Origin of the sequence: Glycomyces albidus, from assembly GCF_009451885.1 — a bacterium.
In the GTDB taxonomy this organism is placed as follows: Bacteria; Actinomycetota; Actinomycetes; order Mycobacteriales; family Micromonosporaceae; genus Glycomyces; species Glycomyces albidus.
Genome location: NZ_WIAO01000064.1, coordinates 1 through 12,189, shown reverse-complemented (window position 1 = coordinate 12,189; position 12,189 = coordinate 1). Strand labels below are relative to the sequence as shown.

Sequence of the window (12,189 nt, the reverse complement as noted above, 5' to 3'; positions counted from 1 at the left end):
CGGCCTCCCGCCGATCCGGCCCGGCGCGTGCTCCGCTCCGAAGGCCCGACCGGCGCGCCCGACCGCGTCTCCGCCGCCCGCGACCGGGCCTCGGCGGCCCGCGACAGCGCCGCCCGCGACGCCGTCCGCGGCGGCGACCCGGACGACGGCAAGCCCAAGAAGGAGGCCGAGAGCCGCCTCTCCCAGCCCCACAAGCGCCAGTACCTGTCGCTGTGGATCGAACTGCCGCTCCTCCTGGTCGTCGCGTTCTCCGCCGCAGTGCTGCTCCGCACGTTCGCCGTGCAGCCCTTCTACATTCCGTCGGGCTCGATGGAGCAGACCCTCCAGGAGGGCGACAAGGTCCTCGTCCTGAAACTGACCACCACCCTGCGGACCCCGCAGCGCGGCGAGGTCGTGGTCTTCCGCGGCACCGACTCGTGGGACCCCGAGTACCGGCCCGCCGGCGGCGAGGACGACTCGCTCCTGTCCACCGTCTCGACCGCGGTCCTGGACCTGATCGGCTTGGCCGAGCCCGACGAGAAGGACTTCATCAAGCGCGTCATCGCGGTCGGCGGCGACACCGTCATGTGCTGCGACCCGGACGGCAACGTCGTCGTCAACGGCGTCTCGCTCCAAGAGGACGAGTACGTGTACGACAACGCGCCGGTGGAGCCCGAGCCGGGCACGTGCCATTCGCGCCGGTTCGACCAGGTCACCGTCCCCGAAGGCGAGGTGTGGGTGATGGGTGACCACCGGGGCAACTCGAAGGACTCCCGCTGCCAGGGCCCGGTCCCGGTCGAGAACATCATCGGCCGGGCGATCGCGCTCGTGTGGCCGACCGACCGCGCCACCGAACTGGAGATCCCGGCGGCGTTCGACGTCCTCGACGGGACGACCGGATCCGAAGGCGGCCAGTCGGCCTCCGGCACGGTGGACGACGGCCTCCCGGCGGCGTGGGGCACCGGCTGGGACCCGCCGCCTTCCTTGCCCGCCACCGCGACCACCGCCCCTGCCGCCGGAGCGCGAGCGCGTAGACTCGCACCGTGATCGAAGAAGGGCAAGCGCCCGGCGCCGACGGCGAGGGCGCCGAGGAGACCTCCGACAAGCAGCAGCCCAAGAAGAAGGGATCGTTCTGGAAGGAACTCCCCATCCTGCTGGGCGTCGCCATCCTGGTGGCGATCGTGGTGCGGACCTGGGTCGTCCAGACCTATTACATCCCCTCCGGCTCGATGGAGAACACCCTCCAGATCAACGACCGGGTGCTCGTCAACAAGCTCGTGTACGACTTCTCCGACCCCGAGCGCGGCGAGATCATCGTCTTCACCGCGCCGGAGTCGTGGCGGTCGGTCATGGAGGAGGACGAGTTCATCAAGCGGGTCATCGCGGTCGGCGGCGACCATGTCGTCTGCTGCGACGACCAGGGGCGCATCATGGTCAACGGGGTCGCCATCGAGGAGGACTCGTACCTGTTCACGAACCCGCTCACGGGCGAGCAGGACCAGCCGTCGCAGGACCCGTTCGACGTGGTCGTCCCGCAGGGGAGACTATGGGTGATGGGGGACCACCGCTCGGCCTCGGGCGACTCGCGCGAGCGCTTCGTCCGCACCGGCGGGAACGTGGAGGCGTCCACGATCGCGGTCGACGCCGTGATCGGCAAGGCGTTCGTCCTGTTCTGGCCCTTCAACGACTTCAACTGGTTCTCCATCCCGGAGACCTTCGAGGACGTACCGGAGCCTTCCTGACCGTGATCCGACCGACCCCTTCCCGCATGCGGCGCGACGGCGACCTGTACGCGCTGGAGGCGGCGCTCGCCCGGCGGGGCCTCGGCCCGGTCGCCGGCGCGGACGAGGCCGGCCGGGGCGCGTGCGCGGGGCCGCTCGTGGTCGCGGCGGTGATCCTGCCGCCGAGCGCGCGGATCGACGAGCTGAACGACTCGAAGCTGCTGACCGAGGCCGCGCGCGAGCGCGTCTTCGAACGGCTCCAGCGCACGAAGGCGCTGATCAGCGTCGTCAGCTACAGCCCGCGCGACATCGACCGCCGGGGCGTCGCGGTCTGCAACCTGGAGGGGATGCGCGTCGCCGTGGCGCGCCTGCCGGAGCGGCCCGGGTACACGTTGACGGACGGCTTCCCGGTGCCGGGCCTGCCCGGCAGCCTCGGGGTCGTCAAAGGCGACCGGACGGCGGCGTGCGTGGCCGCGGCGGGCGTGGTCGCGAAGGTGACGCGGGACCGGATCATGGCCGAGCTCGACGAGCGCCACCCCGAGTACGGCTTCGCCGTCCACAAGGGATATTGCACGCCGGGGCACGAGGCGGCGCTGCGCCGCTGGGGGCCGTGCGAGCAGCACCGGTTCTCGTACGCCAACGTCGCCGCGCGCGCTGTACCCGCAGTCGTCTGAACGGGGTTTGCCGGGGCCTCCCGGCGTGAATCCGGGACGGGTGGGGCAAGCCGCGTCCGCGGCGGGGCATGCGCGCACTATCGTGGAACCGTCGCATGAGAAGGAGGAGCGTTGAGCGCCGAGGACCTCGAGAAGTACGAGACCGACATGGAGCTGCAGCTGTACCGGGAGTACCGGGACATCGTGCGGCAGTTCACCTACGTCGTCGAGACCGAGCGGCGGTTCTACCTGGCCAACGCGGTCGAGGTCCACGTGCGGGGAGCCGACGCGGAGACCTACTTCGAGGTCGAGATGAGCGACGCCTGGGTCTGGGACATGTACCGTCCCGCCCGCTTCGTCAAGCACGTCCGCGTCCTGACGTTCAAGGACGTGAACGTCGAGGAGCTCGACAAGCCCGACATGACGCTCCCGTAGCCCGCCGGCCCGTCCGCGGCGCCGAGCACGGGTGCCTCCGGCGGACCCGCCGGTACCATTGGCCCGGTGTCCACACTCCGTGATGTGATCAGCGCGCACACCGACCTGACGTCGAACTCCGCGGCGCACTTGCAGCGGCTCGTCGCCGAATGGCAGCTCCTCGCCGATCTCTCCTTCGCCGACTTCCTCCTCTGGGGCGCCGTCAAGGACCGCCCGGGCCGGTTCGTCTGCCTGGCGCAGGTCCGGCCCACGACCGGCCCCACAGCGTACGAGGAGGACCAGGTCGGCCGCATCCTCGAAGGCGAGGACGCGAAGCACCTGAGCGTCGCGTACACGGAGGGCCGGATCTTCCGCGAGGGCGACCCGGTGTGGCGCGGCGACGTGGCCGCCCGCCACGAGGCCATCCCGGTCCGGCGCCGCGACCGCCGCGAGGTCATCGCGGTCGCCGCCCGCGACACGAACCTCTCGGACACCCGCAGCCCCTCGCACCTCGAGCTGAACTACCTGAAGACCGCCGACTACCTGGTGCAGATGCTCACCGACGGCGGATTCCCGCCGCCGCTGCTGCCCGGCGAGCCGACGACGGCGCCGCGCATCGGCGACGGCCTGGTCCGCATCGGCTCCGACGGCCTGGTCCGGTACGCGTCGCCGAACGCGCTCTCGGCGTACCGGCGCATGGGCGTCACCGGGCACCTGCGCGACCGCGACCTCGCCGAGCTCACCCGGAGCCTCCCGGCCAATCCGGACGCGGGCGCGGACGCGGCGCGGCGCATCGCGGACGCGCTCGCCGGCGGCACGCCGCGCCGCAAGGAGATCGAGGCCAAGGGCGCGACCGTGCTCATGCGGGCGCTGCCGCTGCGCCCGGGCGGCAAGGCCGCCGGCGCGCTGGTCCTGGTGCGCGACATCACCGAGGTCCGCCGCCTGGACCGGGAGCTGGTCACCAAGGACGCCACGATCCGCGAGATCCACCACCGCGTCAAGAACAACCTCCAGACCGTGGCCGCGCTGCTGCGCCTCCAGGCCCGCCGGGTCGGCTCGCCGCAGGCGCGGCTGTCGCTCGAGGAGTCGGTGCGCCGGGTCGCCTCGATCGCGCTCGTCCACGAGACCCTCTCGCAGTCCTCCGACGAGTCGGTCGGCTTCGACCAGATCGTCGACCGGGTGGCCTCGATGGCCGTGGAGGTGTCGGTCGCCGAGTCGAAGGTGACGCTGCGGCGCGAGGGCACCTTCGGGGTCCTGCCCAGCGAGTACGCGACCCCGCTGGTCATGGTCGTGAACGAGCTCATCCAGAACGCGGTCGAGCACGCCTACCCGCCCGGTCAGGACGGCGAGGTCGTCATCGGCGTCGAGCGCGACGGCGACCGCTTCCGCGTCACCGTCTCCGACCACGGCAAGGGCCTCCCGGACGGGTTCCGCATCGCCGACTCCACCCGCCTCGGCCTCCAGATCGTCCACACCCTGGTCACCGGGGAGCTGCGCGGCACCATCGACATGCGCCCGCGCGCCGAAGGCGGCACCGAGGCCGTCGTGGAGTTCGCCCTGCAGTAGCCGGCGGATCGAACGGGCGGGGCGCGCCGAAGCCGGGAACCGCCTCGCCCGCAGCGGGCTTCGGCCGCGCCCTCGACCGCGCCTTCGATCGCGACCATGTGACGCTGCTCATCCATGACGCGCGGGCCGCACCGGATTCGCGTCCATGCAGCGGGACGACGGATGTCATCGGCTGAGATGTGTGGCATGCTTGCAGGCATGTCTCGCGCACACGGGCTCCGACTGGTGGCACGCCGCCACGTCGACCTCTGCCGTGTGTTCAGCGCCGCCTGTCTTCTGATGCGCGCTTAGATCCTTCCGGCGTTTCCGCCGCCGAACGATGTCGCCGAACCCTGCCACACCTGTGTCCGCATGAGGAGAGCTGTGCCAACGCCAACGCGCAAACCGTCCCGCCCCAAGGGCCAAGGCCAGTGGGCCATGGGCCACCGGGAGCCGCTCAACAAGAACGAGCAGTCCAAAAAGGACGACAATCCGCTGAACGTCCGGCAGCGCATCGAGGGCGTCTACGCCCACCGCGGCTTCGACTCCATCGACCCGGCGGACCTCCGCGGACGGTTCCGCTGGTGGGGCCTGTACACGCAGCGCAAGCCCGGCATCGCCGGCGGCAAGACCGGCGTCCTCGAGGAAGAGGAGCTGGACGACAAGTACTTCATGATGCGCGTGCGCATGGACGGCGGCCAGCTCAGCCTCGCCCAGCTCCGGACCATCGCCGGGATCTCCAAGGAGTTCGCCCGCGACACCGCCGACGTCACCGACCGCGAGAACATCCAGTACCACTGGATCCGCGTCGAGGACGTCCCCGAGATCTGGCGCCGCCTCGAAGCGGTCGGACTCGACACCCAGGAGGCGTGCGGCGACTGCCCCCGCGTCATCCTCGGCTCGCCCGTCGCCGGCGTCGCCGTCGACGAGGTCATCGACGCGACCCCGCAGATCCGGGAGATCTACGACCGCTTCATCGGCGACAAGAGCCTCTCGAACCTGCCGCGCAAGTTCAAGTCGACCATCGGCTGGCTGCCCGACAGCCCGTACGAGGTCAACGACATCTCCCTCATCGGCGCGCACCACCCCGAGCACGGCCCCGGCTTCGACCTGTACGTCGGCGGCGGCCTCTCCACCAACCCGATGTTCGCCCCGCGCCTGGGCGTCTGGGTCTCCCAGGACGACATCGTCGACGTGTGGGTCAACGTGGTCCGCATCTTCCGCGACTGGGGCTACCGGCGCCTGCGCACCCGCGCCCGCCTGAAGTTCCTCGTCAAGGACTGGGGCGCCGAGAAGTTCCGCGAGGTCCTCGAGTCCGACGCCTACCTCGGCCGCAGGCTCCCCGACCTCGAGCAGCCCCCGGTCCCCGAGAAGCTCCTCGACCACATCGGCGTCCACAAGCAGAAGGACGGCAACTACTTCATCGGCCTCGCGCCCGTCGCCGGCCGCGTCTCCGGCACCATGCTCGAGCAGCTCGCCGACATCGCCGAGAAGTACGGCTCCGACCGCGTCCGCGCCACCCCGCTCCAGAAGCTCCTGCTCCTGGACATCCCCGGCGACAGAGTGGACGACGCCGTCGAGGACCTCCGCGCGATCGGACTCGAGGCGAACCCGTCCCCGTGGCGGCGGGCCACCATGGCCTGCACCGGCATCCAGTTCTGCAAGCTCGCCATCGTCGACACCAAGGACCGCGCCCGCGACCTCGTCGCCGAGCTCGAGAAGCGCGTCCCCGAACTCGACACGCCCGTCTCGATCCACGTCAACGGCTGCCCGAACGCCTGCGCGCGCACCCAGACCGCCGACATCGGCCTCAAAGGCCAGCTCGTGGTCAAGGACGGCATGCAGGTCGAGGGCTTCCAGGTCCACCTCGGCGGCGGACACGCCTCCGCGGCGAGCCTCGGCCGCAAGTCCCGCGGCCTCAAGGTCGCCTCCGAAGACCTCGGCGACTACGTGGAACGCGTCACGCGCCGCTACCTCGCGGGCAGGTCCGAGGGCGAGACCTTCGCCCAGTGGGTCCACCGCGCCGACGAAGCGGAATTGCAGTGAGCGCCCGTGTCGTTCCGTACTACTGCCCCTACTGCGGGGAGGAAGACCTCAGACCCTTCGAGCCCGAAGCCGACAACGACGTCGAGATCAAGGGCGGATGGCACTGCGCGGACTGCACCCGCGTCTTCGCCGTCAAATACCACGGGATGGCGGCCGCGCCCATCATCGCCCCGCCTCCCACCGGCCCCGCGCCGGAGTGAACCACCCCTGATCGGAGTGAAGCAGCATGAGCAGCAACGGGACCCAGAGAGACCCATTCGAACTCCGTGACCTCGCCACGGAAGCGGGGAAGCGCCTCGAAGACGCCACGGCCCACCAGATCATCGAGTGGGCGGTCGGCGAGTTCGGCGAGCGCTTCTGCGTGACCTCCTCGATGGCCGACGCCGCCGTGGTCCACCTCGCCGCCGAGGTCGCCCCCGGCATCGACGTCGTCTTCCTCGACACAGGCCTCCACTTCCCGGAGACCCTCGAGGTCCGCGACTTCGTCGCCTCGACGATGAACGTCAACGTGCGCTCGATCCAGCCCGACCAGAGCGTCCTGGCGCAGGACGCCGAGTTCGGCCCGCGCCTGTTCTCCCGCGCCCCCGACGAGTGCTGCTCGCTCCGCAAGGTCCTGCCGCTCAACAAGGCCCTCGCCGACTACGACGGCTGGGCCACCGGCCTGCGCCGCGACGAGGGCCCGACCCGCGCCAACACGCGCGTCGTCGACTTCGACCTCTCCCGCCGCAAGGTCAAGGTCTCCCCGATCGCCAAGTGGACCGAGGCCGACCAGAACGCGTACATCGAGCGGCACAACATCCCCGTCAACCCGCTCCTCAAGGACGGCTTCCGCTCCATCGGCTGCTGGCCCTGCACCCGCCGCACCGAGCCGGGCGAGGACCCGCGCGCCGGCCGCTGGGCCGCGTTCGACAAGACCGAGTGCGGACTGCATGTCTGAGGAACCGGTGCGGGTAACCGAAGCGGGCGCATCCGATGCGCCGGCTCCCGGTCCCGCGCCCTCGGGCCCGCCGCGGCCGATCGTCCTGGTCGCCCACGGCAGTCCCGACCCGCGCTCCCCGGAGGCCGTCCGCGCCATCGCGCGGGCGGCCGGAGCGGACGCGGGCTTCCTGGAGTTCAACGAGCCCCACCCGGTCGAGGTCCTGCGCGGCATCGCCGACACCGGCGTCGCCGCCGCGGTCGCCCTGCCCCTGCTGCTGACCGACGCCTACCACTCCCGCACCGACCTCCCGGAGGTCGCCAAGCGCGCCGAAGAGGCCCGGCCGGGCCTCGCCGTCGCGCTGGCACGCCCGGTCGGCGACCTGTCGCTCGCGCGCGCCCTCGTCCGCGACCTGCCTTACGGCATCGACGGTCTCGTGGTCTGCGCCGCGGGCACCCGTGTCGACGAGGGCCGCGCCCATGTCGCGGACGTCGCCGCCGAAGCCGGCCGCCTCCTCGGCGTCCCGGCCGGCCCCGGCTTCGCCTCGGGCCCGGGCCCGAAACCCGGCGAGACCGTCGAACGGCTGAAAGCCGAAGGCGCGCAGCGCATCGCCGCCGTCTGCTACTTCATCGCCCCCGGCATCCTGTGCGACACCGCGATCGAGTCGGCCCGAGCGGCCGGCGTCGTCCATACGGGTGAACCTCTCGGCGCCGCACCGGAACTGCTCGATCTCATCGCCGAGCGCGCCGCAGAGGCGTAGGAGGACAGCGGGGACCGGACTCGGTTCGGCAGCCGCTTGGTCGTGGTCCAGGGGGTCGCGGGTTCAAAGCCTCCGTCAGCCTTCGCTGAACGGCTGCCGCTCCCCGAACCCGACCGCGCTCCGGCTCGGCCCGCACAGCAGCAGCACCAGCATCACCGCGGCGAGCGCCCATGCCCCGAGCCCGACGACCGGGTGGGCCGCCTCGCGCAGGTAGTACCCGACCGGCAGCCACAGGAGCGCCTGGAACACCGCCTGCGCCACGATGTCGCGGCGCTGCAGGAGCCGGCGCCCGATGAACCAGTAGTAGAGCGCCGCCAGCCACGCCATGAGCGCGATGCCCGCCGCGCCGCTCGCGGTGTCGACGTCGCCGGTGGCGATCTGCACCAGGGCCCAGGCCCCGGCCGCAACGAGTCCCGTTGCGAGGAGCCAGAACACACCGGCGGCGGCGGTCAGGGTCCACGGACGTGCGCTGCCACCGCCGCTTTCGGTGACCGCGCCCATGTCGGGGTCGGTTTCGTTCACCCGCCAACCGTATCCCGGGCTACGCTGCGCCTATGCGCGACCTGAAAGCAGGGCCACAGCGCGGCCTGCTCATCGTGAACCCCAAGGCCTCGACCGGCTCGCGCCGCCGCACGCGCTGGGTCGCCAAGAAGCTCGACCGCGTGCTCGACCTGACCGTCGAGAAGACCGGCGACCGCGGGCACGGCGAGGAGCTCGCGCGCCGCGGCGCCGACGCCGGCTACGACGTGGTCCTGAGCCTCGGCGGCGACGGCACGGTGAACGAGGTGGTGAACGGCCTGGTCGCGGACGGCCGCCCCGCCGACGAGGCGCCCCTGTTCGCGCCGATCCCGGCCGGTTCGACGAACGTGTTCGCGCGGGCCCTCGGCCTGCCCTGGGACCGCCGCCGCGCCTCGATGGCGATCGTCACCGCCCTGGAGGAGCGCCGCACCCGCACCGTGAGCCTCGGGCGCCTGCAGGGCGAGGGCGTCGACCGCCTCTTCACGTTCTGCGCCGGACTCGGCTGGGACGCGTCGATCATCAAGAAGGTCGAGTCGTACCGCAAGAAGCGCAACCTCGGCGCGCATTACGCCCGCGCCGTCATGGCGGAACTGAACGAGCACGGCGTGGAAGGCGATTCGATCGAAGTGTCGCTCTCCACCGGCGAAGAGGTCCTTTCGACCGGGATGGTCGTGGTGCAGAACTGCGCGCCGTGGACGTATCTGGGCGCCCTTCCGGTGAATCTCAACGCGCGGGCGTCCTTTAATGCTGGACTTGATGTCCTGATTCTGCGTAAACTTGGTCTGTCGGACGCCGCGCGCACCGCCGCTTCACTGCTGGTGGGACGTGACGGACCGGACGGCAAGCACGCGGTGACGCATCACGATCTCTCCAGGATCCGGCTGCGCGCGTCGCTGCCGCAGGCTTTCCAGCTCGACGGGGACTACCTCGGCGAGTGCACCGAACTCGAACTCAGCTCGGTGCCGAAGGCGCTGCGGGTCGCCTGCTAACAACTTGGGAAAACCTCTAGGTGGGTGTTGACAAGTCGCCCGTGAGCAGGCAAGGTTGATTTCGCCATCCCTACCGGGACGGCGCGAGACTTACAACCGAATATCGTCTTTTCGGTGCGTATAGACCGGGCGTTGAGGGTACTTCTGCCCTGGCGGACTTTTCGAAAGTGTGTCTGCCAACCTTGAGTACCAGTGTGTCAAACCGGTTCGACTCGCTGTCACCGACCCCCTCCTTTACGAAACCCGAGCGCCGGACAACGGCTTCGGGTCGTGCGGAGGGAACGTGTGGCGGGCGTCGCCCGAGGACCCGCGGTAGGGGTCCCGGCGTCGCCGAGGAACGAGTTCCCCGAGTCTTCTTCGAGGTAGCACGGTGAGTTCACTCACTCTCGTGCTGAATTCCGGAGTCGAACCCTTGACAATCGACAGCCTTGTGAAAGTATTCACAAGGACCCGGGTCACGGTGCGGACATGTCGCAGTTCCGCTCGCGGAGCTGTACGTTTGCAGTCGCCATTCGGGCGGCCGACGCCGTAGGCGGGTGTGCCCCGGCCCAGAGCGCTCAGCGATGACGCCGGCGCGATGCGAGGGCACTCCACGCTCACGGTGATAACGATTCCCTTTGCCGGGAAACGACATCCGCCTGAGAGCCCACCCGCGCCGATCCGTGAGGTGCGACCGCCGCAGTGACTTCCCGCGGCGGGAACACGGAACGGCGCGCGAGCGGAGCGCGACCTGAACGCCCGGTGCGGGGCCCCAGCGGTCCGCAACGCCCGAACGCAAGAACGCATAACACCGTGAAAGCAAGATGCTTGATGCTTAGCAAGGAGATGTTTTGATGGATTGGCGCCACGAGGCCATCTGCCGTGACGAGGACCCCGAGCTGTTCTTCCCGATCGGGGACACCGGTCCGGCACTGGTACAGATCGAGCAGGCCAAGAACGTCTGCCGGCGCTGCCCCGTGACCGAGGAGTGCCTGCGGTGGGCGCTCGAAAGCGGTCAGGACGCGGGCGTGTGGGGCGGCATGAGCGAGATCGAGCGCCGCGAGCTGAAGCGCCGCTCGGGTGCCCTGCGCACGCTCGCCACCCAGGTCGTCGGCTAGCACCGCACAATCCCTTGATGTAGACCATCCCTCGAATTTGCGACAACAGAAGCTTGGAAGGCCCGGCATTGCCCGCCGGGCCTTCAAGCTTGTCCGGCACCGACCAGACACGCCGAAGACCCGCGCCAGGCGCTGGGAAGGGCCCCGATTCCAATGCTGCCCTAGGGGTACGACATCCGATCCGGACCGGCCCGGGGCACCCGGAAGCGCCGCGATCGGCGCCGGGGAGGGCCCCCGGTTTCGGTGGTGCCGCAGGGGTACGACATTCCGGCCCCCGCCGGGACGGGTGACGCGGCTCTCAGTGGATCCGGTGGCGCTCGGTGTCGGCGTCGGCCTCCGTCGCGGGGCGGCGCTGGCGGATGCGGATCGTGGTGAGGGCGCCTTGGACTTCGGATTCGACCTCGTCGGTCAGCGCCCGGAGGACCTGCCACTGGTACGAGCCGTCGTCGGGGAGCGGCTCGCCCTTGGAGCGGCTCAGCACGATCTGCAGGGTCTCGACGCCCACTTCGAGGCGGCAGTGGAGCGGTTCGTCGCTCGGTTTGCGGCGGAAGGGGCGGGTGCGCTCGGTCGGCATGAGGAGCGCCACGGCGGCGTTGACCGCCGCGCGCAGGTCCTCGATCTCGTCGAGGGAGAACCCGAGGCGGGTCGCCACCGCCGCGGTCGCGGTCGGCAGCACCGAGAGGTAGTCGCCCGCCGAGGGCACGTCGAGCAGCAGCACGTCGTCGCGCTCATCGCTCACCGGCATAACCGCTTCCTGTGACTCGAGGGGCCGAAGGACTCGCGCCCTCTCGCTGTAAAGAATAGTGGTGCGCCCCGGGATACGGGTACCACCCTGGAGGAATCACGCGCCAGGGGTCGAAATGATCCCCCTGGCCACGTGCGCATCCCCCCGGCACTCCAATTTGGGCCCCGGCTCTAGAGTCATAGTCACCTTTACTCGGAAGGACCGAATATGACTGGCACGAGCCGACCCGCAGTGAACCGCCGACGGTTCATACACCTCGCCGGCGGAGCCGCCGTGGCCGCCGCCGCGGGAGGCGTCGTCGGGGCCGCTGCGGGCCCTGGGACGGGCTATGCGGCCGATCTGCTGCAGCGCGCCCCGGTGGCTTTGCAACTGGGCAGGTCCGCCTTCGAACCCCCGCTCCCGCCCCTGCCCGACCAGCTCGAAGGCGGCCGCGTCGAGCCGCCGAGCCGGACCGTCCCCGCCCCGCGGAACGCCCCGGACATGGAGGCGCTGCAAGAGCTCGAAGAAGACCTGCCGACCACGTTGCCGTTCGAGTTCAATCGGGACGGTTTTGTTGCGGTGCTGGATATTCCGGAGCATATGAAGCCGTGGCGGGACCGGCCGACGCGGTGGGAGAACGTCACCCCCGACACCCAGCACACCTACCTCGATGCCGACGGCGTGATCCAGTACCGGCCGGACTGGGACGAGCCGGGCTACGACCAGCCGGTCACCCAGATCCAGTTCGGGCTCGGGTGCATCACCGCCTACCGCACCGAAACCGACCCCGCCCGCAAGGACCTCTACCTGACCCGGGCCAAGGCCC

At 70.5% G+C, this 12,189-nt stretch carries 14 protein-coding genes and 1 pseudogene; 13 read left to right on the top strand and 2 right to left on the bottom strand.

Going from position 1 to position 12,189, the window contains the following annotated elements; translation table 11 throughout:
• The 10 genes from lepB (GFD30_RS25515) to GFD30_RS25475 form a co-directional block, all read left to right on the top strand.
• Nucleotides 1-1,026, top strand: a 1,026-nt coding sequence (gene lepB / locus GFD30_RS25515) for a signal peptidase I (protein ID WP_227997099.1), incomplete at its 5' end; no start/stop codon positions are given.
• Nucleotides 1,023-1,721, top strand: coding sequence for a signal peptidase I (gene lepB, locus GFD30_RS25510; RefSeq protein ID WP_322633618.1), 699 nt, complete (start codon nt 1,023-1,025; stop codon nt 1,719-1,721). The genes lepB (GFD30_RS25515) and lepB (GFD30_RS25510), both read left to right, overlap by 4 nt.
• Nucleotides 1,722-1,723: 2 nt before the next feature.
• Nucleotides 1,724-2,374: a ribonuclease HII gene (locus GFD30_RS25505; RefSeq protein WP_322633617.1), complete on the top strand. Its 651-nt coding sequence runs from the start codon at nt 1,724-1,726 to the stop codon at nt 2,372-2,374.
• Between the two features lie 111 nt (nt 2,375-2,485).
• On the top strand, nt 2,486-2,788 hold the full coding sequence (locus tag GFD30_RS25500) for a DUF2469 domain-containing protein (protein ID WP_091040324.1): 303 nt from the start codon (nt 2,486-2,488) through the stop codon (nt 2,786-2,788).
• 66 nt (nt 2,789-2,854) lie between these two features.
• Nucleotides 2,855-4,333, top strand: a complete 1,479-nt coding sequence (locus tag GFD30_RS25495; RefSeq protein ID WP_322633616.1) for a sensor histidine kinase — start codon at nt 2,855-2,857, stop codon at nt 4,331-4,333.
• Between the two features lie 114 nt (nt 4,334-4,447).
• Complete coding sequence (locus GFD30_RS28350; RefSeq protein ID WP_407649206.1) at nt 4,448-4,624, top strand: putative leader peptide; 177 nt, start codon at nt 4,448-4,450, stop codon at nt 4,622-4,624.
• 60 nt (nt 4,625-4,684) lie between these two features.
• Complete coding sequence (locus GFD30_RS25490; protein ID WP_153027962.1) at nt 4,685-6,358, top strand: nitrite/sulfite reductase; 1,674 nt, start codon at nt 4,685-4,687, stop codon at nt 6,356-6,358.
• A complete protein-coding gene (locus GFD30_RS25485; protein ID WP_153027961.1) occupies nt 6,355-6,558 on the top strand; it encodes a hypothetical protein in 204 nt (67 codons plus the stop codon). Before GFD30_RS25490 ends, GFD30_RS25485 begins: the two co-directional genes overlap by 4 nt.
• Before the next feature lie 26 nt (nt 6,559-6,584).
• Nucleotides 6,585-7,295: a phosphoadenylyl-sulfate reductase gene (locus tag GFD30_RS25480; RefSeq protein WP_153027960.1), complete on the top strand. Its 711-nt coding sequence runs from the start codon at nt 6,585-6,587 to the stop codon at nt 7,293-7,295.
• Between the two features lie 7 nt (nt 7,296-7,302).
• Complete coding sequence (locus tag GFD30_RS25475; protein WP_194202121.1) at nt 7,303-8,034, top strand: sirohydrochlorin chelatase; 732 nt, start codon at nt 7,303-7,305, stop codon at nt 8,032-8,034.
• A 75-nt stretch (nt 8,035-8,109) separates the two neighbouring features.
• Here GFD30_RS25475 and GFD30_RS25470 read toward each other — a convergent pair whose 3' ends face one another.
• Nucleotides 8,110-8,556: a hypothetical protein gene (locus tag GFD30_RS25470; protein ID WP_153027958.1), complete on the bottom strand. Its 447-nt coding sequence runs from the start codon at nt 8,554-8,556 to the stop codon at nt 8,110-8,112.
• 32 nt (nt 8,557-8,588) lie between these two features.
• Between GFD30_RS25470 and GFD30_RS25465 the strand changes: the two genes are divergently transcribed.
• Nucleotides 8,589-9,542: a diacylglycerol/lipid kinase family protein gene (locus tag GFD30_RS25465; RefSeq protein WP_153027957.1), complete on the top strand. Its 954-nt coding sequence runs from the start codon at nt 8,589-8,591 to the stop codon at nt 9,540-9,542.
• An 833-nt stretch (nt 9,543-10,375) separates the two neighbouring features.
• Nucleotides 10,376-10,639: a WhiB family transcriptional regulator gene (locus GFD30_RS25460; protein ID WP_030154989.1), complete on the top strand. Its 264-nt coding sequence runs from the start codon at nt 10,376-10,378 to the stop codon at nt 10,637-10,639.
• A gap of 298 nt (nt 10,640-10,937) precedes the next feature.
• On the opposite strand, the gene GFD30_RS25455 is transcribed toward GFD30_RS25460, so the two are convergent.
• Nucleotides 10,938-11,378: an ATP-binding protein gene (locus GFD30_RS25455; protein ID WP_227997097.1), complete on the bottom strand. Its 441-nt coding sequence runs from the start codon at nt 11,376-11,378 to the stop codon at nt 10,938-10,940.
• A gap of 279 nt (nt 11,379-11,657) precedes the next feature.
• Here GFD30_RS25455 and GFD30_RS25450 point away from each other — a divergent pair.
• A pseudogene (locus GFD30_RS25450) lies at nt 11,658-12,189 on the top strand (D-glucuronyl C5-epimerase family protein); the annotation flags it as partial.